Raw genomic sequence first — 21,847 nt, 5'->3', positions numbered from 1 at the left:
AATTGAGCACACTCAAATCTCGAAGAAATTCTCGAAGGATTCCGGGAAGTTCTGCCGCGCGACGCGCTCGTCAATCACCAGCATCGCCTGATAGGAAAGCGGATCGAAATTCTTCTCCGCCGGCACCACCTCACGGCCGAAGAGCAGGTTGAGGCGGGCGGCGTCGAGATTGCCGCGCTCGAAGGGCTCGGCGCCGAAATGGTGCCAGAGCGAGTGCAGGAAGGCGGCATCGATGCGATGCTCCTTGGTGTCGTTGCGCGCCCGGCGGGGTATCATCTTGATCGGTGTTACCCCTTTGGGGTTGGCGCGGCGGATGGTGAACTGGACACCCGTGCTCGGCATGCCGGAGGGAAATCCCTTGTGTTTGGTCATTTCGGGCAGGTTCGCCATCTTTTGTCCTTCCAGAACATTTCCAGTGAAAGCTGCCTTGCTTTTACGTCCGGAAACGCGCCAATTCAAATAGTTAGAGCGCTTTTGGCGCTCTAATCTTTCCTTACGCCCTGCCGATCTTGTCCTGCGTCTTCGTCTCGAAGTCGGAGGCGTCGTGGCGTTCATGCAATTGTTCGGACGGATCGCCCGAGGTCTTGTTGACGATCACGCCACGCTTGACCGCCGGGCGTTCGCCGATTTCGAGCGTCCAGCGCATGACGTGTCTGTAACCGTCCGCCTCAAGGAAAGCGCCGGCATCGCCATAGGCCTGACCGAGCGCGATCTTGCCGTACCACGGCCAGACAGCCATGTCGGCGATCGTATATTCCGAACCCGCCAGATAGCGGTTGTCGGCCAGATGCCGGTCCAGCACGTCGAGCTGGCGTTTGACTTCCATGGCGTAGCGGTCGATGGCATATTTGATCTTCACCGGCGCATAGGCATAAAAATGGCCGAAACCGCCGCCGAGGAAGGGGGCGGAGCCCATCTGCCAGAACAGCCAGTTCAGCGCCTGCGTGCGGGCATTGCCCTCTTTCGGCAGGAAGGCGCCGAATTTTTCCGCGAGGTAAACGAGGATCGAGCCGCTTTCGAAAACGCGCGTCGGCTCAGGCGTCGAATGATCCATCAGCGCCGGGATCTTGGAATTCGGATTGACGCCGACAAAACCGGAACCGAACTGGTCGCCTTCACCGATCTTGATCAGCCACGCATCATAGTCTGCGCCCTTGTGGCCGGCGGCCAGCAATTCTTCCAGCATGATGGTGACCTTCTGGCCATTCGGCGTCGCCAGCGAATAAAGCTGCAGCGGGTGCTTGCCGACGGGCAGTTCCTTCTCATGGGTGGGACCGGCAATCGGACGGTTGATATTGGCGAACTGGCCGCCATTACCCTTGTCCCAGGTCCAGACCTTGGGCACCTCATATCCGGCGGGGAAATTATCTGCGGAGGAATTTTCGGCCATAAAAATCTGTCCTTGTGCGTTTCGGGAGGACATCCGGACATCCGGGTGCCTGAACAAACATATAGTAAGGTGGCCGAAGCATTTTTCCAGTCTCAGAGCGGAATAGTGTCGTGTTTCTTCCAGCGGGTTTCCACGCTCTTGTTACGCAGCGACGCGAAGGCGCGGGCGATGCGGCGGCGTGAGGAATGCGGCATGATGACCTCATCGATAAAACCGCGTTCCGCCGCCACAAAGGGGTTGGCGAAACGCTCTTCATATTCCTTCGTGCGCGCGGCGATCTTTTCCGGGTCGGCAAGCTCGGAACGATAGAGGATTTCCGCCGCACCCTTCGCGCCCATAACGGCGATTTCCGCCGTCGGCCAGGCGTAATTCACATCCGCGCCGATATGTTTCGAGGCCATCACGTCATAAGCGCCGCCATAGGCCTTGCGGGTGATCAGCGTCACCATCGGCACCGTCGCTTCCGAATAGGCGAAGAGAAGTTTGGCGCCGTGCTTGATGACGCCGCCATATTCCTGCGCCGTACCGGGCAGGAAACCCGGCACATCCACCAGCGTCAGCAGCGGAATGTTGAAGGCATCGCAGAAGCGCACGAAACGCGCCGCCTTGCGCGAACTGTCGATATCGAGGCAGCCGGCCAGCACCATCGGCTGGTTGGCGACAACCCCCACCGTCTGGCCTTCGAGACGGATGAAACCGGTGATGATGTTGCGGGCAAAGGCCTCCTGCAACTCGAAGAAATCGCCCTCATCGGCCAGCGCGTGGATCAGTTCCTTCATGTCATAGGGCTTGTTGGAACTGTCGGGGATCAGCGTATCGAGCCGCGCTTCCAGCCGGGCCGGATCGTCGTGGAACAGGCGCACCGGCGGTTTTTCGCGATTGTTCAGCGGCAGGAAATCGAACAGCAGCCGCACATGTTCCAGCGTTTCGATGTCGTTTTCGTAAGCGCCGTCGGCGACGGAGGATTTTTTCGTGTGGGTGGAGGCTCCGCCCAGTTCCTCAGCCGTAACGATCTCGTTGGTCACGGTTTTGACCACATCCGGCCCGGTCACGAACATGTAGGAGGTATCGCGCACCATGAAGATGAAATCGGTCATGGCCGGCGAATAAACCGCGCCGCCGGCACATGGCCCCATGATGACGGAGATTTGCGGCACGACGCCGGAGGCGACGACATTGCGCTTGAAGACGTCGGCATAACCGCCGAGCGAGGCCACGCCCTCCTGAATGCGCGCGCCGCCGCTGTCGTTGAGGCCGATCACCGGCGCGCCGTTGCGCACCGCCATATCCATGATTTTGCAAATCTTCTGGGCATGGGTTTCCGAGAGCGAACCGCCAAGCACGGTGAAATCCTGCGAAAACACATAGACCTGTCGGCCATTGATGGTGCCCCAGCCGGTCACGACGCCGTCACCCGCCACTTTCTGTTCCGCCATGCCGAAATCCACCGCCCGGTGGGTGACATACATGTCGTATTCCTCAAAGGAACCTTCATCCAGGAGCACATCGATACGCTCGCGAGCCGTCAGCTTGCCTTTGCCATGCTGCGCCTCGATGCGTTTGACGCCGCCGCCGAGCCGCGCCTCAGCGCGCCGCGTTTCCAATTGCTCCAGAATGCCGGGCATGTTTCCTCCATGCGTTGTGCCACGATCAATAGCCCAGAAAACATTCGCCAAGAAGCCTTGATCGTGCGCGTATGCGTGCCATAAATATTTGCAATGTTTAATTTTGCAAAGTTGCAACATGGCGACGGAAAAACTCTTCATCGGCCGCAAGGTTCGCGGCCTTCGCGAAAACGCCCGCGCCACGCAGGCGCAATTCGCCGAACGGCTCGGCATTTCCGCGAGTTACCTGAACCAGATCGAGAATAACCAGCGCCCGGTTTCGGCCAGTGTTCTGGTGACGCTGGTGGAAAAATTCCAGCTCGACATGGCGGAACTGGCGACAGGTGAAAGCGACCGGCTGGTTTCCGCCGTGCGCGAGGCGCTGAAAGACCCGCTGTTCCTGAATTATGAGCCGGGACTTCAGGAGTTGAAGCTGATCGCCCAGAACGCGCCGGGTTTTGCCCATGCGCTGCTGCGCGCCCATCAGGCCTATCGCCAGAACAGCGAGCAGCTGGTGCAGCTGGATGACCGGCTGGGCCGCGGCACCGCGCAGGTGGAAAGAACCCCCTATGAGGAGGTGCGCGACTTCTTCCACTTCGTCGACAATTACGTTGCCGAGATCGATCTTCTGGCCGAGGAGCTGGCGGAAGAACTGGAGATAGAAGGCGGCGAGACCTATGGCATTCTGGCGGCGCATCTGAAGAGCCGTTACGGCATCCATATCACCCGAACCGAGGCGGCGGGCGGTCTGATCCGGCACTTCGATCCTGCCGGCAAGACCCTCGCCCTCAGTTCCTACATGGCCGCGCCGACCCGCTGTTTTCAGCTTGCATTGCAGATCGCCCAGCTTCACGCCGGTGCGACGGTGGACAGGGTGCTGGCCGGCGCCGGTTTCCGCAACACGGAAGCGGCCGAAATCTGTCGTATCGGACTGCACAATTATTTCGCCGCAGCCCTCATCCTGCCCTATGGCCGCTTTCACCGGGCGGCGCAGGAGCTACGCCACGATCTCGAACTTCTCGCCGTGCGTTTCGGCGCGAGCCTTGAGCAGGTGGCCCACCGGCTGAGCACCTTGCAGCGCCCGGGCATGAAAGGCGTACCGATCTTTTTCGCCAAGATCGACCGCGCCGGCAACGTCACCAAACGCCACAGCGCCACGCGGCTGCAATTTGCCCGTTTCGGCGCGGCCTGTCCGCTGTGGAATATCCATCAGGCTTTCGAAAGCTCCGACAGGATCGTGCGGCAGCTAGCCGAAACGCCTGACGGCGTGCGCTATCTTTCCATCGCCACCCAGATCGAAAAAGCCGGCGCCGGTTTCAACACGGAGAGACCGCGTTATGCTATCGCGCTTGGCTGCGAAATTTCCCATGCGCAGAATTTCGTTTATGCCGATACGCTCGATCTCGGCAATGCGGCCTCCTTCAAACCGATCGGCATTTCCTGTCGGGTCTGCGAGAGAGTGGATTGCGTGCAGCGCGCCGTGCCGCCGCTGAAACGCAAGCTGCATTTCGACCATCTTTCGCGCGGAGCCCTGCCCTACAGTATCGCCGATTTTTAACCCCGCTCAGGGCAGCGGCACCATGGCCCGCCGCATGATGTTAGCGTAGTAGCCCCAGAAAAGCCGCGCGGCCACGGAGCGCCATGGCGACCAGATTGTTGCCCGCTCCGCCAGCCATTTCGCTTCCGGCCTCACCTCCAGGGCAAGCGCATGAGCCACCGCCGATCTCAGCGCCACATCGCCGACCGGAAAAATATCCGGGTGCCCGCCGCAGAACATCAGATAGACCTCCGCCGTCCACGGGCCGATACCGCGAAGTGCCACCAGCTCGGAAAGGGCCGCGTGCCCCTCCTTGCGCACCACGCCGTCAAGATCGATCTGCCCTTCCGTGACGGCGCGCGCCAGCCCTTCCAGCGTCGTCGCCTTGGCGCGCGAAAGGCCGAAGGTGGCGCGCAATTCCTCCGATGCGCCGAGATAATTTTCCGCCGTGACCGCGCCGCCGGTGCCGGCAAGGATACGCGCCCATATGGCATTGGCGCTGGCGCGCGACACCATTTGCGAGACGACGATATGGGCAAGGCCGGAAAAGCCGGGCTCGTGAATGCGCAGTTCCAGCGGACCGGCCTTTTCGATGACGAGGCCGAGAGCCGGATCGAGTTGGGCGAGATGCTCCAGCCCTTCGCTGATGTCATCCATCCCGGTAATGATTTTCATGTCCGTCATTCCATATGCCGCCAGCCGGCTGGTGGGGCGCTTTAAAACATGGCAGAAGAAACCATGCCTTCGCCTCTCCGTCAAAAACCGGTTTACCGTTTCGCACCGAGCCCCAATGGCCTGCTGCATCTCGGCCACGCGCTTTCCGCCTTCCTGAACCACGATATGGCGCGGGACAATGACGGCCGCTTTCTGCTGCGTATCGAGGATATCGACCAGACACGCTGCACCCCGGAGCTGGAACAGGCGATCTATGATGACCTTGGCTGGCTGGGGCTTGACTGGGAGAAACCGGTACGGCGACAATCGGAGCATTTCGATGCGTACCGTGTCGCGCTGGAAAGTCTGATCGAGGCAGGACTTGCTTACCCTGCTTTTCTGAGCCGTGGAGAAACCAAGGCAATCGTTCGTATTTTCGAGGCGGAGGGAGGGTCGTGGCCCCGCGATCCCGATGGCGCGCCGCTTTACCCGGCCATAGACCGGGAGAGGCCAAGGGCGGAGCGGGATGCGCTGCTCGCCTCCGGCCGGCCGCACGCCTGGCGGCTCGATATGGAAAAGGCGATCCACGCCGCCTGTAGCCCCCTGTTCTGGCAGGAAAGCGGCGATGGCGACACGGGGCAGATCGAGGCCCTGCCCGCGCTTTGGGGCGATGTGGTGCTGTCGCGTTCCGATGCGCCGTCGAGCTATCATCTTTCCGTTGCGGTGGATGACGCGCTACAGGGTATAACCCATGTGGTGCGCGGCATGGATCTCTACCACGCCACCGCCATTCACCGGCTGTTGCAACACCTGCTGGACCTGCCGCAACCGGCCTATCACCATCACCGGCTGATCCTGGGCGCGGACGGGCGCAAGCTCTCGAAAAGCGAAGGCAGCACCGGGCTTTCCGCCCTTCGTTCGGAAGGCGCTGCGCCCTCAGATATCCGCCGGCTTGTCGGTCTCCTCTAGCGCCTGCCCGCGGCGCGCGCCGTTGCCGCCGATATTGCGGCGGATGATCTGGCGGACCTTGTATTTCATCAGCGCGGCATTCACCTCAGCCCCCAGCATGAAGATGACGCCGACCATATAAAGAAACACCAGAACCACCATGACAGAGGCAAGGCCGGCATAGGTCGCGGCATAATTGGCGAAGGTGGAAAGATAATAGGCGAAGATCGCCGCACCGATGACCCAAAAGATCATCGTCAGGAGAATGCCCGGCCAGACATCCCAGATGCGGCGCTTGCCGGCCGGAAGCCACAGATGCGCCGCCACCAGCCCCGCCGTCAGCACGACGATGGTGCCGTATAGACCGAGGCTGGAGATGGTGTTCAGCACATCCGTCAGCCACGGAAACCGCTGCTCGGCAAAAGATGTGGCGACCGGCACGGCGACCAGTACGATGCTGATGCCGGCAAAGACCACGACGGCGATCAGCACGTAAAGCAGGCTGAGCAGGCGGGTGACATACCACCAGCGCGTTTCGGTAACACGATAGGCGCGGTTCAATGAAATGCGCAGCGCCTCGACACCATTGGACGCAAAATAGGCGGCCGCCAGCACCGAAATCGTCAGCAGCCCGCCGCGCGGAATGGTCAGCACCTGCTGCACCTGCGCCGCCAGCGGCCCGGCAATCGCCTCCGGCCAGGTGTCGAAAATCAGATGCACCGCCGTTTCGGAAAACTGATCCGCCCCCAGAAAACCGGCGAGAGCCGTGCCGAAGATCAGAAACGGAAACAGGGCAAGCAAAATGGACAGCGCCATATGGCTCGCCATCGCCCAGCCGTCATCCTCGGCGAAATGGGAATAGGCATCGAAGGCAACCTTGCCTGCCAGGCGCACTGCGGCAACCATGTCACCTCCATTCATCGGCATTTCATTTGTAACTTCGAGCCGAATATGGGAAATCAGCTTCGCTTTGTACAGCGCGCAAGCTGGCCTTTCGGTTCCAGAAGGGCACGGATTTCGCGCGATCGGATTTTAACGGGCCAGGCAATCGGGCCAGAGCAACAGTCGGTTTCCCGGAGCGGCAAATGTCTGAAAAACCCGTCATCATCATCACCGGATGCTCCTCGGGCATCGGCGCCCATTGCGCCGGCGCGCTCCACCGGGACGGCTGGCGGGTTTTCGCCACCGTGCGGCGCATCGCCGACATGGCCGCACTCGAAAACCAGGGCATCGAGACCCTGATCATGGACTATACCAAGCCGGAGACGATTGCCGCGCTGGTGGACACTGTCGCAGCCCGGACCGGCGGCCGCATCGATGCGCTTTTCAACAACGGCGCCTATGGCCAGCCGGGCGCGGTGGAGGATTTGCCTGTCGAGGCGCTGCGGGCACAGTTCGAAACCAATGTCTTCGGCTGGCACGATCTGACGCGGCGGGTCATTCCCTTCATGCGCGCCCGGGGTGCGGGGCGCATCGTGCATTGCTCCTCCATCCTCGGCCTTGTGCCTTATCGCTATCGCGGCGCTTACACCGCCTCGAAATTCGCGCTTGAGGGGCTGGGCGTCACGCTGCGCATGGAGCTTCAGGGCAGCGGCATCCATGTCAGCCTGATCGAACCGGGGCCAATCACCTCCAAATTCACCGCAACGGCGCTTGCCCATATCAACGAGCACATCGATCTCGAAAATTCGGCCCATGCGGCGGAATATAAACGCCAGCTGGCGCGCATGGATGGTTCCGGCCCCGTCAACCGCCACAAGCTCGGCCCGGACGCCGTTTATGCCGTGCTGAAACATGCCCTGACCGCCAAAAGGCCGAAACCGCATTATCCCGTTACCGTGCCGGCCAAACAGGGGCTTGTGCTGAAACGGCTCTTGCCTGCCGGACTTTTCTATCGTCTGCTGCGCAGATTCGATTGAGGAGGAGTAATACCGCATGTCCGGCTTCACCACCGTTCTGGCCCTTATCGTCATGGGCCTCGTCGTCATCGTGCTGATACGCGGCCTCTTCAACATGCTGAAGGGACAGGACGCCAACCGCTCCAACAAGCTGATGCAGCTTCGCCTGCTTTTGCAGGCTGTGGCGATTGTGCTGATCATGTTCACCCTCTGGCTCACCGGCGGTGGCCGCTGACATGGTGAAGCTGAACAAGATCTACACCCGTACCGGCGACAAGGGCACCACGGCGCTGGTTTCCGGCCCGCGCCGCCTGAAGCACGATCTTCGCGTCGAGGCCTATGGCACGGTGGACGAAACCAATTCGGCCATCGGCGTCGCACGGCTTCATACGGGCGGGATGGAAAAGCTGGATGCCATGCTCTTCCGCATCCAGAACGATCTTTTCGATCTCGGCGCCGATCTCGCCACGCCGGACAGCGGCGAACCGCTTTCCTATGAGCCGCTACGCATCGTCGAAAGCCAAGTCACGCGGCTGGAAAACGAAATCGACGATCTCAATGCCGCCCTTGAACCGCTGACCTCTTTCGTGTTGCCGGGCGGCAGTGCGGCGGCGGCCAGCCTGCATATGGCGCGCACCGTCTGCCGGCGCGCGGAAAGACTGATGGTGGAACTTTCCGTCACTGAGAATGAGATCGTCAGCCCGGCGGCGCTGAAATATGCCAACCGCCTGTCCGACTTCCTGTTCGTCGCCGCCCGCTTCGCCAATGATGCCGGCAAGGCCGATATATTGTGGGTTCCCGGCAAGAACCGCTAAAGCGTTTCAATGACGCAACCAAAGGGCGTTCGATGTTCATACCGCTGCACGATGCGAATTCCCTCAAACATATCCGGCTGCAATATGTCACCATCGGCCTGATCGTGGTCAATGTGCTGGTCTGGCTGTTTACCGGGGTGCTTGCCAGCGATACTGAGGCCAATGCCGCAGCGCTCGGCCTCGGTTTCATTCCGGCAGTGGTGTTCGACTACGCCTATCTGGAACCCGCCCTGCAGGTCGTGCCCGATGACCTGACGGTTGTCACCTATGCTTTCCTGCATCTCGATTTCTGGCATCTGGCCGGCAACATGCTGTTTCTCTGGGTCTTCGGCGACAATGTCGAGGATGCGCTCGGCCATTTTCGTTTCCTGATTTTCTACATCGTCTGCGCCATCGCCGGCGCGCTGTTTCACGGTTTCGTCGCCCCCACCTCGGAGGGGCCGCTGATCGGCGCCTCGGGTGCGGTTTCCGGCGTCGTCGCGGCCTATTTCCTGCTGCATCCCAGGGTGCGCGTCTGGGTGCTGGTTCTCATGCGCATTCCGCTTCCTTTGCCCGCCTTCATTCCGCTGGCGCTCTGGATCGGCCAGCAGTTCCTGATGCTGGCGCTCGGGCTCGAAGAAAACGTTTCCTGGGGCGCGCATGTGGGCGGCATCGTGGCGGGCGCAATCATGGTGATTTTCATGCGCAGGCGGGGCGTTCCCCTGTTTGACCGCACCATTGTTCCGCCGAGGGCGGCACAGTTCAAGAATCCGTCGCAAACGGCGGGGTTGTCGCAAATCGAACGGGGCTATGACGGGAGCAGATGAGCTCTTGCGAAAGAGATAGAGTATTTACGTGAACGTCAACGTAAGATATGCCTTACGTGCATGTGATAATGAAGATTGCTCCGTTGTAATTGCGGGAAAAATGCTTATCCATGTCGCCAACCTGTTTTTGGAGGTCCGCGCGGTCAACTGGCCAAAGCGGACAGGAGTTTGAGGAAAGCCGCCGATGAAAATCCTTGTCCCCGTTAAACGAGTCGTCGATTACAACGTGAAGATCCGCGTAAAATCGGATGGTTCAGGCGTTGAGCTTGCGAATGTGAAGATGTCGATGAACCCGTTCGACGAAATCTCGGTGGAAGAGGCGCTGCGGTTGAAGGAGGCCGGCAAGGCCGAAGAGGTTGTGGTCGTGTCGATCGGCCCGGCCAAGGCCGAGGAAACGCTGCGCACGGCGCTTGCCATGGGTGCCGATCGCGCCATCCTGATCGAGACCGACGAGACGGTCGAGCCGCTTGCCGTCGCCAAGCTTCTGAAGGGCGTGGCGGAAGCCGAACAGCCCGGCCTCGTCATCGTCGGCAAGCAGGCGATCGATGACGATTCGAACCAGACCGGCCAGATGCTGGCCGCCCTGCTCGGCTGGGGCCAAGGCACCTTCGCCTCCAAGGTCGTACCGTCCGACGGCAAGGTCGCAGTCACCCGTGAAGTCGATGGCGGTCTGCAGACGGTGGAGCTGAAGCTTCCCGCCGTGGTCACCACCGATCTTCGTCTCAATGAGCCGCGTTATGCGTCGCTGCCGAACATCATGAAGGCGAAGAAGAAGCCGCTCGACAAAAAGGCGCCGGCCGATTTCGGCGTCGATGTTTCACCGCGCCTGAAGGTGCTGAAGACCGAAGAGCCGGCAGGCCGCAAGGCCGGCATCAAGGTAGGCTCGGTTGCCGAGCTGGTCGAAAAGCTCAAAGCCGACGGCGTCCTCTAAGGTTTCGGAAAAGGGAGATATTCTCATGGCCATTCTTCTTCTGGCAGAACACGACAACGCAACCCTTTCCGACCTGACGGGCAAGACGCTGACGGCGGCAACGCAAATCGGCGGCGACGTCCATGTTCTCGTCGCCGGTTCCGGTGCAAAGGGTGCAGCTGACGCAGCAGCGAAACTCTCCGGCGTTTCCAAGGTGCTGCTCGCCGACGACGCATCCTATGCCAATGCCCTGGCAGAACCGCTGGCGGCGCTGATCGTTTCGCTTGCGCCTTCCTATGATGTCATCATCGCCCCGGCGACCGCCTCGGCCAAGAACGTGACGCCGCGCGTTGCGGCGCTTCTCGACGTGGCGCAGGTCTCGGAAATCATCGAGGTCGTCAGCCCTGACACCTTCAAGCGGCCGATCTATGCCGGCAACGCCATCCAGACGGTGCAGGCGACCGATGCGAAGAAGGTCATCACCGTGCGTCCGACCGCCTTTGCAGCCGCCGCTGAAGGCGGTTCGGCAGCGGTTGAAACCATCGGTGCTACTGCAAACCCTGGCCTTTCCAGCTTCGTTTCCGATGCTCTGGCGTCGTCCGACCGTCCGGAACTGACATCGGCCAAGATCATCATCTCCGGTGGCCGTGCGCTCGGTTCGTCGGAGAAGTTCAGGCAAGTCATCCTTCCCGTCGCCGACAAGCTGGGTGCCGCGGTTGGCGCCAGCCGTGCGGCCGTCGATGCCGGTTATGCGCCGAACGACTGGCAGGTTGGCCAGACCGGCAAGGTGGTTGCGCCGCAGCTTTATATCGCCGCCGGCATTTCCGGCGCCATCCAGCATCTGGCCGGCATGAAGGATTCGAAGGTCATCGTTGCCATCAACAAGGATGAAGAAGCACCGATCTTTCAGGTGGCCGACTACGGCCTTGTCGCCGATCTGTTCGAAGCGCTGCCCGAACTCGAAAAATCGCTGTAATTTAAGCATAAATTGGAGGCGGCGCGTTTTTTAAACGCGCCGCCTTCTCTTTTTCGGCGATATGCGTAACATCGCCGGCAATAACGCAGACAAAATCCCTGAGAGGAGACCAGCCTATGACCGCCCCCTTTAAGAACATCGGTGTCATTGGAGCCGGTCAAATGGGATGCGGCATTGCGCATGTCTCCGCAATTGCCGGCTACAAGGTCCATATCTACGATCTTTCCAAGGAAGGCATCGAGGCCGGTCTTGCCACGATCAACGGCAATCTCGCCCGCCAGGTCACCAACGGCAAGCTGTCGGACGACGCCCGCAAGCAGGCGCTGGCGCTCATCAGCGGTTCGACCGACATCAACGATCTGGCAGCCATGGACCTCGTCATCGAGGCCGCGACGGAAAACGAGGAGATCAAGCGCAAGATTTATGCGCAGGTCTGCCCGATCCTGAAGCCCGAGGCGCTGCTCGCCACCAATACCTCGTCGCTCTCCATCACCCGGCTCGCCTCCGCCACCGACCGTCCCGAACAGTTCATGGGCATCCACTTCATGAATCCGGTGCCGGTCATGAAGCTGGTGGAACTGGTGCGCGGCATCGCCACCAATGAAAAGACCTTCGACGCGGCCAAGGACTATGTGCGGACGCTGGAAAAGGCGATCACCGTTGCCGAGGATTTCCCGGCCTTCATCGTCAACCGCATCCTGCTGCCGATGATCAACGAGGCGATCTATACGCTTTATGAAGGCGTCGGCTCGGTGGAAGCCATCGACACCGCCATGCGGCTCGGCGCCAACCACCCGATGGGACCGCTGCAACTTGCCGATTTCATCGGTCTCGACACCTGTTTGTCGATCATGCAGGTGCTGCATGACGGCCTTTCCGACAGCAAGTATCGCCCCTGCCCGCTGCTGGTCAAATATGTCGAGGCCGGCTGGCTCGGCCGCAAATCCGGCCGCGGATTCTACGATTATCGCGGCGAGACGCCCGTTCCGACGCGCTGATCCCCTTCACCTGAACCCTCAGGCAATCAGCAGGTAAATGATAGCTCCGACGCCGGCGGCGACGACGGATGCAGCCGTGAGCAACCCGCAATAAACGAGCGTTCCGGAAACGGCGGCGACGAATACACGCCCTACCGCGTTGGCGGCGAGTGCAGCGAGGATCGCGCTCGCCACGATATCCGGCGACAGATTCTGTGCGCTGGTTCGCAACGCACTGAGAACGGCGACATCGGCATCGAATATGGCCGATAAGGCCGTGAGCGCGATGAAGCCGCCCGCGCCGATCCAAACGAGAAGAACGGCATTCAGCGTTCTCGTCGCGGCAAAGAGGGCGGCGAAAATGGCAAGCGGCACCAGTTCGAACGGGTTCTTTGCGTCGATTTCCTGTCCGGACTGCGTGTCCTGCAGCCTTATCAGGCCAGCGCCGCTTAACCCGAGAACAAGTGCGGCGGCCAGTACTGCCGGTGCTATAAGGGAAAATGTCGTCAGCGAAAGGGCAAGAACGATAACGAGGACCCGGAGCAGCGATACGGCCGCGGCCAGCGCCGCCACACCGGCCAGAGGCCACACGTTTTCACCGCTTTTCGCCTTCTGCCCGAAGCTGGCGGTTACGGCGGTCGATGAAACGAGGGCGCCCGCCAGCCCGGTCACCAGCAGGCCACGGGTTGAGCCGAGGAGGCGCACGGCAATATAACCGCAATAGGAAATCGTGGCGCTGATCACGGTGAACAGCCATATTTCCCAGGGGTTGAAGCCGCCCCACGGATCGATCGTCCGGTTCGGAAGGATCGACAGACCGACGGCGGTCATCACGGCAAGCACCAGCGCGGAGCGCAGTTCGATCCATGTCAGCCGTTTCAGCAGGCGGTGGAGAACCTCCCTGCCAGCGAGCAATGCCGCAAGCGCAGCACCACCGGCCGCCGCCGCCTGATATTGCGCCGTTACCGCAAGCCCGCCGAGGGCAAAGACGCAGAGAGCCGCAACCACTCCGGTGACACTGAAATCATTGTCATGGCGCGCCTCGCGCAGCTTGAACCATGAAAAACTGAATGCGAACCCCAGAAAACCCGCCGCGAAGGCGAAGGCGCTGTTCTGCTCGGCGGCCAATACGCCGAAGACGCCACCCAGCAGGCCGGCAATGCCATAGGTCCTGATCCCGGCGGTGCGGCTGCCCGCCGGCGCATCGCGCTCCCGCCAGCCGCGCTCAAGACCGACAAGCAGGCCGATGGCGAGGGCAAGACCAAGCCGGGGAATAAGCAACTCCATATCGGCACCCATTCATGGCGGAAGCCAGCAATCATTATATGAGACGGGTACGGGCTTGTCTGCACCGGCCCGTCCGCTGGAAAGGCCGGCTCTGAAGAGCGGTTGCGGCCTACAGCCCTCAATGTCCAGCCGCCGGCATCATTTTCCAGTCGTGGCTGTCACCAGCGCCTTGGCATCCTCGCTGTCCCACGCCGCCGGCCCGTTCATGGCCGCAAGCAGGCAGCCGTTTTCATCCAGCAGCAGGGTTGCCGGCAGGCCGAAAGCGAGACCTTCCTTTTTCAGAACGTTGAAGACGCCCATGGAACTGTCGCGGTAGTGCTTCAGGGCATCGATCCTGTATTCATCCATGAAGGCTTTCGGTTTTTCATCCGCGCCGGTATCGATATTGACGGCCACGACCTCGAAAGCGTTACCGCCCTTTTCCTTTTCAAGCGCGTTCAGCGCCGGCATCTCTTCGCGGCAGGGCACGCACCATGTGGCCCAGAGGTTGAGAAGAACCGCCTTGCCCTTGAGATCGGCAAGCGTCATGTCCTGCGCCTGCGGCCCCTTGAAGGAGAGAGGAATGATGCGCGGCTTCTCCACCGCCGACATGGCCGCCACCTGCCCCTTCAAAAACGGCTTCAGCGAGGCGATGCGGTTCGCCGCGCCTTCACATAAACCGGCGTCAGTCACCGCTGCCCCTTGAACCGGGCTCTCAGACCCAATATGCCTGAACCAGACCGCGCCCGCGCCGCTTAAGACACCGGCAACGGCAGCAATTGCAACCAACTTGGCGGAAGGAAGCCTGAACGGCCTTTTTTCTGTCATCGAATACTCCAGGGCACTGCGAACATGGCTGACGGCACAGATCAGAAATCCTCCAACCAGATGTGGGGCGGGCGTTTCGCTTCCGGGCCATCTGCCATCATGGAAGAGATAAATGCCTCCATCGGCTTCGACAAGAAGCTTTACGCCCAGGATATCCGCGGCTCTATGGCGCATGCCGCCATGCTGGCATCTAAAGGCATTATTTCGCCGGAAGATAAAGACAAGATCACCGATGGCCTGAACACGATCCTGTCAGAGATCGAATCCGGCAGCTTCGAATTCTCGCGCAAGCTCGAAGACATTCACATGAACATCGAGGCCCGCCTTGCAACGCTGATCGGCACGGCGGCCGGCCGCCTGCACACCGCCCGCTCGCGCAACGACCAGGTGGCGCTCGATTTCCGCCTGTGGGTCAAGGAAGAATTGCAGAAGACGGAGGGCATGCTGACGGCCCTCATCGCCGCCTTCCTCGACCGCGCCGAGGAAAATGCCGATACGGTTATGCCTGGCTTCACCCATTTGCAGACGGCGCAGCCCGTCACCTTCGGCCACCATTGCATGGCCTATGTGGAAATGTTCGGCCGTGACCGCGCCCGCGTGCGCCACGCCATCGAGCACATGGACGAAAGCCCGATCGGCGCGGCCGCCCTTGCCGGCACCGGCTATCCCATCGACCGCCACATGACGGCGAAGGCACTCGGCTTCCGCGAGCCTACCCGCAATTCCATCGATACCGTCTCAGACCGCGATTTCGCGCTGGAATTCCTGTCTATCGCTTCCATCTGCGCCACGCATCTGTCGCGCCTCGCCGAAGAAATCGTCATCTGGTCGACGCCGCAATTCGGCTTTATCCGCCTGTCGGATGCCTTCTCCACCGGCTCTTCGATCATGCCGCAGAAGAAAAACCCTGACGCCGCCGAGCTGGTGCGCGCCAAGACCGGCCGCATCAACGGCTCGCTGATCGCCCTTTTGACAGTGATGAAGGGCCTGCCGCTCGCCTATTCCAAGGACATGCAGGAAGACAAGGAACAGGTTTTCGACGCCGCCGAGAGCCTGGAACTGGCGATTGCCGCCATGACCGGCATGATCCGCGACCTTGAAGTTCGCAAGGACCGCATGCGCGCCGCCGCCGGTTCGGGCTATTCCACCGCCACCGACCTTGCCGACTGGCTGGTGCGCGAAGCGGGCCTGCCCTTCCGCGATGCCCACCATGTGACCGGCAATGCCGTGGCGCTGGCGGAAAAGAAGGGCTGCGATCTCGCCGATCTTTCGCTTGAGGAATTGCAGGCCATCCATCCCGGCATCACCAAGGGCGTTTTCGACGTTCTGTCCGTCGAGGCATCGGTTGCCAGCCGTACCAGTTTCGGCGGCACGGCCCCTTCGGAAGTGAAGAAGCAGATCGCCTGGTGGCGCGGACGCAACTGATAAAATCGCGTTACGCTGCGATCACAAGAAACAGGGTGCACAAGCGCCCTGTTTTTCGTTATCAGAGAGGCACATATTTCCTTTGGACAGGCCCATGCTTTCAAAAACCGCGCGCAAACTCATCGTTCCCATCGGCATGACGCTCGCCGTCAGCCTTGTTCTCAGCGCCTGCGGGCGTAAGGGCGACATCGACCCGCCGAGCACGCCGGTCGAAATGCGCAACAAGCGCAATGCCGACGGAACGGAGACAAAGCCGGCGACGGCGGAACGGCCGTTCATTCTCGACAAGCTTCTCTGACGGATAAAAGCCTGTGAACCATTTCGGCTATATCGACGGCGTGCTGCACGCCGAAAACGTGCCCGTGCCCGAGATCGCCAAGGCGGTCGGCACGCCATTCTACATCTATTCGACTGCGACGCTGGAGCGCCATTACAAGGTGTTTTCCGGCGCCTTTGCGGATGTGGACGCCATGGTCTGTTATGCCATGAAGGCGAATTCCAATCAGGCGGTTTTGAAGACGCTGGCAAAGCTCGGTGCGGGCATCGACGTCGTGTCGGGCGGCGAATTGCGCCGCGCACTCGCAGCCGGCGTTCCGGCAAGCCGCATCATGTTTTCCGGCGTCGGCAAGACGGTTGCGGAAATGGATTACGCGCTGGAAGCCGGCATCTACTGTTTCAACATCGAATCCGAGCCGGAGCTGGAAGTCCTTAACCTGCGCGCCGTGAAAGTCGGCAAGCGGGCGCATGTCTCCTTCCGCATCAATCCGGATGTGGATGCGCGCACCCACGCCAAGATTTCCACCGGCAAGAAAGAAAACAAGTTCGGCATTTCCTATGAGCGCGCCCGCGCGGTCTATGCCCATGCAGCCACCCTGCCCGGCATCGAAGTGACCGGCATCGACATGCATATCGGCAGCCAGATCACCGAATTGCAGCCTTTCGAGGATGCCTTCCGGCTGCTGCGCGAACTTGTCGAGGCGCTGCGCACTGACGGCCACACGATCAGCCACGTCGATATTGGCGGCGGTCTCGGCATCCCCTATCGCGATGACAATAATCCGCCGCCGCTGCCGGATGCCTATGCCCATATCGTCAAGAACGAACTGAAGAGCCTCAACTGCAAGATCGTCACCGAGCCCGGCCGCCTGATCGTCGGAAATGCCGGCATTCTGGTGACCGAAGTGATCTATGTGAAGGACGGCGGCGAAAAGACCTTCGTGATCGTCGACGGCGCGATGAACGACCTCATCCGCCCGACGCTTTATGAGGCCTATCACGGCATCCGCCCGGTGGTGCAGCCGGCAGAGAACACGCCGCGCATCAAGGCCGATATCGTCGGCCCGGTCTGCGAGACCGGCGATTATCTGGCGCTGGACCGGGAGATGGCCGCGCCGCAGCCGGGCGATCTGATCGCCGTCAGTTCCGCAGGTGCTTATGGCGCGGTGCAGGCCGGCACCTACAACTCGCGCCTGCTGGTGCCGGAGGTGCTGGTAAAGGATGACAAGTTCCACGTCATTCGCCCGCGCGGCACCTATGAAGAGCTGATCGCGCTCGATTCCGTGCCCGCCTGGCTCGATTGATCTCGCTTGCATCACCGGTTGGCCGATCACAATCAAGCGAAGCTGCCTAAAAAATGGGGGTGAGGGCTTGGGCGCCCTCGTCTTCGCCACAAAGAATGTTATCCTTGCTTCTGTAATATAACAGCGCGCCGTTCCGGGAATGGCGTTCGACGTGGCCAGAACCGGGAGAACGGATTGATGACCACAGCCGGAGAGGACAGGACAGGCAGAAAGCGCCCGACCGGCGCGTTCGCGCAGCGACCGGACCTTGCCCGCCGGGTTGCCGCCAAGCGCTTCTTCGCTAAAATCGTACTGCTTTCGGAAAAAATTGCGCCGAAAACGCTGTGGCCGCTCTCCATCGCCGCCGTGTTTCTGGCGCTTGCCTGGTTCGGCCTCTACCGGCACATGCCGGATTTCCTGCGGCTCGGCGTTGTTTTCGTGCTCGTCTTCTCCTTCATCGCCACTCTCCTGCCAATCGTGCGGCAGAAATGGCCGACGGATAATGATGCATCCCGCCTGCTTGAAGACCGCAACGGTCTCGCGCACCAGCCGGTAGGCGTGCAGGAGGACGAACCGGCCTTCGATACGCCTTTTTCCCGAACGCTGTGGAAAGAACACCAGATCCGCATGGCGGAGCGTATCGCCGCGCTGAATGCCGGCCTGCCGAAACCCGATATCGCCCGTTATGACCGTCTGGCGCTGCGTGCCGTTCCCGCCCTTCTTCTGGCCGCCGCCTTCGGTTTTTCCTATTCCAACGGCGCGGGCACGATTGCCGATGCCTTCCGCAGCCAGCCGGCCGTCGGTCCACTCAATCCGGATATCCGTCTCGATGCCTGGGTCACGCCGCCATCCTATACCGGTCGCGCGCCGATTTTCCTGACCGGACGCGATGCAACCAACCGTGATGCGGTTTCCGTGCCGCAATCCTCCAAGCTGACGATCCGCATGACCGGGGGCGATGGCGGCGAGGAAGTGACCTTCGAACCGGAAATGGCAGGCGCGCTGCAAAAGCTTGCGCCGGAAGCGGCACGTGCCGATAGCGCAAGCGGCGATATCGCCGTTCAAACGCCGGCTCGTTCGGCAGACCAGCCCGTCGCGCCGCGCACTTTCGCCATGGATGTTACCGAGAGTGGCATGATCACCGCCAACGGCGAACAATGGGTGTTCAACGTCATTCCCGACCAGCCGCCCAGCATCGCCTTCGACAACATGCCGCGCCGGGCCGTTAACGGCGCGCTGGAAGTGGGCTTCACCGCCAAGGACGATTATGGGCTGAAGGAAGCCCATGCCATCATCGAGCCGATTGGCGTTGCGGAAGGTGCGACCGCGCTTTACCCGCCGCCGGAATTCAAGCTCGATCTGCCGCGGCAGAACAATCGCGAGATCAAGGGCCTGACCAGCCGCAACCTGACCGAACATCCGATGGCGGGAAAACGCGTGCGCATCACGCTGGTGGCGACGGATGGCGCCGGTCAGACCGGCCGCAGCCCCGCGCATGAAATGGTGCTGCCGGGCCGCAATTTCTCCGAACCGCTGGCCGCCTCCATTGCCGAGCAGCGGCAGATATTCTCGCTCGATACGCGCCAGATGCCGAAGGCGATCGCCTATAACGAGGCGGTGGGCCTGCGTCCGGAAGAGACCATTCCCAACACGACCCATTATCTCCTGCTGCAATCGGCGCAGACCCGCATGCGGCTCGCCTATAATGAGGAGATGCTGAAGGACACGGCCGATTATCTCTGGGAAATCGCGCTCGGCATCGAGGACGGCGATCTTTCGCAGGCCGAAAGACGCCTGCGCGATGCGCAGACTGCGCTTTCCGAAGCGCTTCAGCGCAATGCCTCCGACGAGGAAATCGCCAAGCTGATGCAGGAACTGCGCGAAGCCATGCAGCAGTTCATGAGCGAGCTTGCGCAGCGCATGCAGAATGCGCCGCAGGCCAACATGAACCAGCAGACACAGAACGTATTGCGCCAGCGCGATCTGGAAAACATGATGAACCAGATCGAGAACCTTGCCCGTTCCGGCAATCGCGATGCGGCGCAGGAAATGCTCTCGCAGCTGCAGCGCATGATGAACAATCTGCAGGCGGGCCGCCCGCAGCGTCAGGGCCAGCAGGGGCAGCAGCAGAGCAGCAAGATGCGCCAGCAGATCGACAAGCTGGGCGAAATCCTGCAGCAGCAGCAGAAGCTGATGGACGAAACCTTCAAGCTCGACCAGGCGCTGCGCGATCGCATGCAGCGCGGCGACCCGCAGCAGGGCGGTGAAGACGAACAGCAGATGGGTGAAAACGGCCAGCAGCCGCAAGAGGGACAGCAGGGCCAACAGGGCGAGAACGGACAGCAGGGCGGACAGCCAAGCGACCAGATGACCGCCGAACAATTGCGCGAGGCGCTGAAAAACCTGCGGGCGCAGCAGGATGCGCTCGGCAAGCAGCTCGGCGAATTGCAACAGGGGTTGCGCGATCTCGGCATGGAACCGGGCGAAAACTTCGGCAAGGCGCAGCAGGAAATGCAAGGCGCCGGCGAGGCGCTGGGCAAGGGGCAGGGCGAGCAGGCCGTCGAAGGTCAGGGCAATGCGCTGAATGCGCTGCGCCAGGGCGCGCAGGACATGATGGGCCAGATCATGCAGGCCATGCGCCAGCAGGGCCAGCAGCCGAGGCAAGGTCAGGAGGGCATGGCGGGCCAGGGCGGCCAGAACGGCCGTGATCCGCTCGGCCGCCCGCGCAGCACCACCGGCCCGGATTTCGGCGATCAGGTGAAGGTGCCGGACGAAATCGACGTGCAGCGCGCGCGCGAAATCCTCGAGGCGATCCGCGAAAAGCTCGGCAACAATCCGCCCGGTGAAATCGAGCGGCGGTATCTGGAGCGGTTGCTGGATATACAGTGAGGATCGGAAGCCATTCACGGCGATCCGGCCCTTCACTTTAATCTCGCAGCTTTCCGGAAAAGCCGGCAGCGGGAAATGTGTTCGGCAGGTCGCCAAACACTCTACGTCATCCTCGGCCTTGTGCCGAGGATCTGCCAACCTCCCATGAAACCGATACGTCGCAGATGCTCGGGACCGGCCCGAGCATGACGGAGGAGAGAGTTGACAACTACGCAACAAAAAAGGCGACCCAAGGGGCCGCCTTTCTCAAATCTGTGTAACGTTATCGCTCAGGCCGCAAGCGCGCGCGCCACAGCCTTGCGGATATCCGGAAGCGCAAAGGGTTTGGAAACCACGTCCACGATCTTCTCCGCCAGATCGTCAGCCCGTTCGCGCTGCTCGGCATAACCCGTCATCAGCAAGATGCGCATGGCCGGGAAGCGTTCGGCGGCGCGGTGCGCCAGCTCGATGCCATCCATGACCGGCATGCGGATATCCGAAAGAAGAAGATCGAAACTGGTTTCCTGAAGCTTTTCCAGCCCCTGCTCGCCATCCGCCGCCTCATGGGTCTCGTGACCGTCGAGACGCAGCGCGCGAGCGACGAAAGCCCGCAATGCATCCTCGTCTTCGGTAATCAGAATCTTCGCCATTACTCATTGCTCCTGGGCATCATTTCCAGCCGTGAGCAACATCGCAGGCTCCTCTTTTCAAGAGGTAAACACCCAGCCCTTCGCTGGGTGAATGGTTAATGAGGCGTCTCCGCGCTGTGCCGTTCCGGCACGGCGAAAAAGCTCAGGCGTCGCCGGTCACGACGCCGACAAAGGGCAGTTCGCGGAAGGCATAAGCGACATCCATGCCGTAACCCACGACGAAATAATCCGGACATTCGAAACCGACATAATCGGCCTCCAGATCTTCCTTGCGCTTGACCTTCTTGTCGAGCAGCACGGCGATGGTGACGTTGCGGGCGCCACGCTCGTAAAGCAGTTCCTTGGCAAAACGCAGCGTGCGGCCGGATTCGAGAATATCGTCGATCAAGAGGACATCGCGGTCCTTCACGTCGCTGTCGATATCCTTGACGATCCGCACTCCCTGCGAAACCGTGCCGGCGCCATAGCTCGACAGCGTGATGAACTCAACTTCAGGGGCAAGGCCGCTGTCATGCAGCGCGCGGATAAGATCGGCCGCGAAAATGAACGATCCCTTGAGCACGGCAATGACCAGCAAATCCTTGGTCGGGCCGCTGGCGATGTGCTTGGCCATGTCGCGATTGCGCTCGGCGATCTGCCCGGCGGTATAAAGCGGCTCGATGTTTTTTCCACGGACGACGGGCATTCTTACTCCTGTGCTGCGCCTTGCCGATTTTACCTTTCAGTAAAAATACGA

Annotated in this window: 22 protein-coding genes; 13 read left to right on the top strand and 9 right to left on the bottom strand. The window is 61.1% G+C overall.

Annotated features, from left to right (window positions below; all coding sequences use genetic code 11):
* Positions 1-12: 12 nt before the first annotated feature.
* The 3 genes from ACQZ5G_RS10940 to ACQZ5G_RS10930 all read right to left on the bottom strand — a co-directional run bounded on the left by ACQZ5G_RS10940 (position 13) and on the right by ACQZ5G_RS10930 (position 3,015).
* Positions 13-390, bottom strand: coding sequence for a hypothetical protein (locus ACQZ5G_RS10940; RefSeq protein WP_003520841.1), 378 nt, complete (start codon positions 388-390; stop codon positions 13-15).
* Between the two features lie 103 nt (positions 391-493).
* Positions 494-1,390, bottom strand: a complete 897-nt coding sequence (gene yghU / locus ACQZ5G_RS10935) for a glutathione-dependent disulfide-bond oxidoreductase (protein WP_448737706.1) — start codon at positions 1,388-1,390, stop codon at positions 494-496.
* A gap of 92 nt (positions 1,391-1,482) precedes the next feature.
* Complete coding sequence (locus ACQZ5G_RS10930; RefSeq protein WP_448737707.1) at positions 1,483-3,015, bottom strand: acyl-CoA carboxylase subunit beta; 1,533 nt, start codon at positions 3,013-3,015, stop codon at positions 1,483-1,485.
* A gap of 118 nt (positions 3,016-3,133) precedes the next feature.
* On the opposite strand from ACQZ5G_RS10930, the gene ACQZ5G_RS10925 reads away from it, so the two are divergent.
* The gene (locus tag ACQZ5G_RS10925; protein WP_448737708.1) at positions 3,134-4,552 is read left to right on the top strand and encodes a helix-turn-helix domain-containing protein; all 1,419 of its coding nucleotides are present in this window, start codon (positions 3,134-3,136) and stop codon (positions 4,550-4,552) included.
* A 6-nt stretch (positions 4,553-4,558) separates the two neighbouring features.
* Here the strand turns inward: ACQZ5G_RS10925 and ACQZ5G_RS10920 are convergent, their stop codons facing one another.
* Positions 4,559-5,215, bottom strand: a complete 657-nt coding sequence (locus ACQZ5G_RS10920; protein WP_448737709.1) for a DNA-3-methyladenine glycosylase family protein — start codon at positions 5,213-5,215, stop codon at positions 4,559-4,561.
* A gap of 39 nt (positions 5,216-5,254) precedes the next feature.
* Between ACQZ5G_RS10920 and gluQRS the strand changes: the two genes are divergently transcribed.
* Complete coding sequence (gene gluQRS / locus ACQZ5G_RS10915) at positions 5,255-6,154, top strand: tRNA glutamyl-Q(34) synthetase GluQRS (RefSeq protein ID WP_448737710.1); 900 nt, start codon at positions 5,255-5,257, stop codon at positions 6,152-6,154.
* On the opposite strand, the gene ACQZ5G_RS10910 is transcribed toward gluQRS, so the two are convergent.
* Positions 6,122-7,039: a YihY/virulence factor BrkB family protein gene (locus ACQZ5G_RS10910; RefSeq protein ID WP_003520833.1), complete on the bottom strand. Its 918-nt coding sequence runs from the start codon at positions 7,037-7,039 to the stop codon at positions 6,122-6,124. The two genes, gluQRS and ACQZ5G_RS10910, sit on opposite strands and share 33 nt — an antisense overlap.
* A 179-nt stretch (positions 7,040-7,218) precedes the next feature.
* On the opposite strand from ACQZ5G_RS10910, the gene ACQZ5G_RS10905 reads away from it, so the two are divergent.
* The 7 genes from ACQZ5G_RS10905 (at position 7,219) to ACQZ5G_RS10875 (ending at position 12,536) form a co-directional block, all read left to right on the top strand.
* Positions 7,219-8,052 carry an SDR family oxidoreductase gene (locus ACQZ5G_RS10905; protein WP_125144909.1) on the top strand — a complete coding sequence of 278 codons (834 nt, stop codon included), beginning with the start codon at positions 7,219-7,221 and terminating at the stop codon, positions 8,050-8,052.
* Positions 8,053-8,068: 16 nt separating this feature from the next.
* The gene (locus tag ACQZ5G_RS10900; protein WP_003520830.1) at positions 8,069-8,266 is read left to right on the top strand and encodes a twin transmembrane helix small protein; all 198 of its coding nucleotides are present in this window, start codon (positions 8,069-8,071) and stop codon (positions 8,264-8,266) included.
* 1 nt (position 8,267) lies between these two features.
* A complete protein-coding gene (locus tag ACQZ5G_RS10895; protein ID WP_020813416.1) occupies positions 8,268-8,846 on the top strand; it encodes a cob(I)yrinic acid a,c-diamide adenosyltransferase in 579 nt (192 codons plus the stop codon).
* A 32-nt stretch (positions 8,847-8,878) separates the two neighbouring features.
* Positions 8,879-9,652: a rhomboid family intramembrane serine protease gene (locus ACQZ5G_RS10890; RefSeq protein ID WP_448737712.1), complete on the top strand. Its 774-nt coding sequence runs from the start codon at positions 8,879-8,881 to the stop codon at positions 9,650-9,652.
* Positions 9,653-9,836: 184 nt separating this feature from the next.
* The gene (locus ACQZ5G_RS10885) at positions 9,837-10,583 is read left to right on the top strand and encodes an electron transfer flavoprotein subunit beta/FixA family protein (protein WP_003520827.1); all 747 of its coding nucleotides are present in this window, start codon (positions 9,837-9,839) and stop codon (positions 10,581-10,583) included.
* 25 nt (positions 10,584-10,608) lie between these two features.
* A complete protein-coding gene (locus ACQZ5G_RS10880) occupies positions 10,609-11,538 on the top strand; it encodes an electron transfer flavoprotein subunit alpha/FixB family protein (protein ID WP_448737713.1) in 930 nt (309 codons plus the stop codon).
* Positions 11,539-11,654: 116 nt separating this feature from the next.
* Complete coding sequence (locus tag ACQZ5G_RS10875) at positions 11,655-12,536, top strand: 3-hydroxybutyryl-CoA dehydrogenase (RefSeq protein ID WP_003523331.1); 882 nt, start codon at positions 11,655-11,657, stop codon at positions 12,534-12,536.
* An 18-nt stretch (positions 12,537-12,554) separates the two neighbouring features.
* On the opposite strand, the gene ACQZ5G_RS10870 is transcribed toward ACQZ5G_RS10875, so the two are convergent.
* Together ACQZ5G_RS10870 and tlpA are read right to left on the bottom strand one after the other, a co-directional pair.
* Positions 12,555-13,802, bottom strand: coding sequence for an MgtC/SapB family protein (locus ACQZ5G_RS10870; protein ID WP_448737714.1), 1,248 nt, complete (start codon positions 13,800-13,802; stop codon positions 12,555-12,557).
* A gap of 138 nt (positions 13,803-13,940) precedes the next feature.
* Complete coding sequence (gene tlpA / locus ACQZ5G_RS10865) at positions 13,941-14,609, bottom strand: thiol:disulfide interchange protein TlpA (RefSeq protein WP_448737715.1); 669 nt, start codon at positions 14,607-14,609, stop codon at positions 13,941-13,943.
* A 24-nt stretch (positions 14,610-14,633) separates the two neighbouring features.
* On the opposite strand from tlpA, the gene argH reads away from it, so the two are divergent.
* The 4 genes from argH to ACQZ5G_RS10845 all read left to right on the top strand — a co-directional run bounded on the left by argH (position 14,634) and on the right by ACQZ5G_RS10845 (position 20,482).
* Positions 14,634-16,034 carry an argininosuccinate lyase gene (gene argH, locus ACQZ5G_RS10860; protein ID WP_174045505.1) on the top strand — a complete coding sequence of 467 codons (1,401 nt, stop codon included), beginning with the start codon at positions 14,634-14,636 and terminating at the stop codon, positions 16,032-16,034.
* A gap of 94 nt (positions 16,035-16,128) precedes the next feature.
* On the top strand, positions 16,129-16,332 hold the full coding sequence (gene lptM / locus ACQZ5G_RS10855; RefSeq protein WP_003497438.1) for an LPS translocon maturation chaperone LptM: 204 nt from the start codon (positions 16,129-16,131) through the stop codon (positions 16,330-16,332).
* A 13-nt stretch (positions 16,333-16,345) separates the two neighbouring features.
* A complete protein-coding gene (lysA, locus tag ACQZ5G_RS10850; RefSeq protein ID WP_125144915.1) occupies positions 16,346-17,614 on the top strand; it encodes a diaminopimelate decarboxylase in 1,269 nt (422 codons plus the stop codon).
* A gap of 177 nt (positions 17,615-17,791) precedes the next feature.
* Positions 17,792-20,482, top strand: a complete 2,691-nt coding sequence (locus ACQZ5G_RS10845; RefSeq protein WP_448737716.1) for a TIGR02302 family protein — start codon at positions 17,792-17,794, stop codon at positions 20,480-20,482.
* 269 nt (positions 20,483-20,751) lie between these two features.
* On the opposite strand, the gene ACQZ5G_RS10840 is transcribed toward ACQZ5G_RS10845, so the two are convergent.
* A complete protein-coding gene (locus tag ACQZ5G_RS10840; protein WP_003497441.1) occupies positions 20,752-21,111 on the bottom strand; it encodes a response regulator in 360 nt (119 codons plus the stop codon).
* Between the two features lie 142 nt (positions 21,112-21,253).
* A complete protein-coding gene (hpt, locus tag ACQZ5G_RS10835; protein WP_003523323.1) occupies positions 21,254-21,796 on the bottom strand; it encodes a hypoxanthine phosphoribosyltransferase in 543 nt (180 codons plus the stop codon).
* Between the last annotated feature and the right edge of the window lie 51 nt (positions 21,797-21,847).

The organism is Agrobacterium sp. 22-214-1, from assembly GCF_053522465.1.
This window is presented reverse-complemented; position numbering and strand designations above follow the sequence as displayed.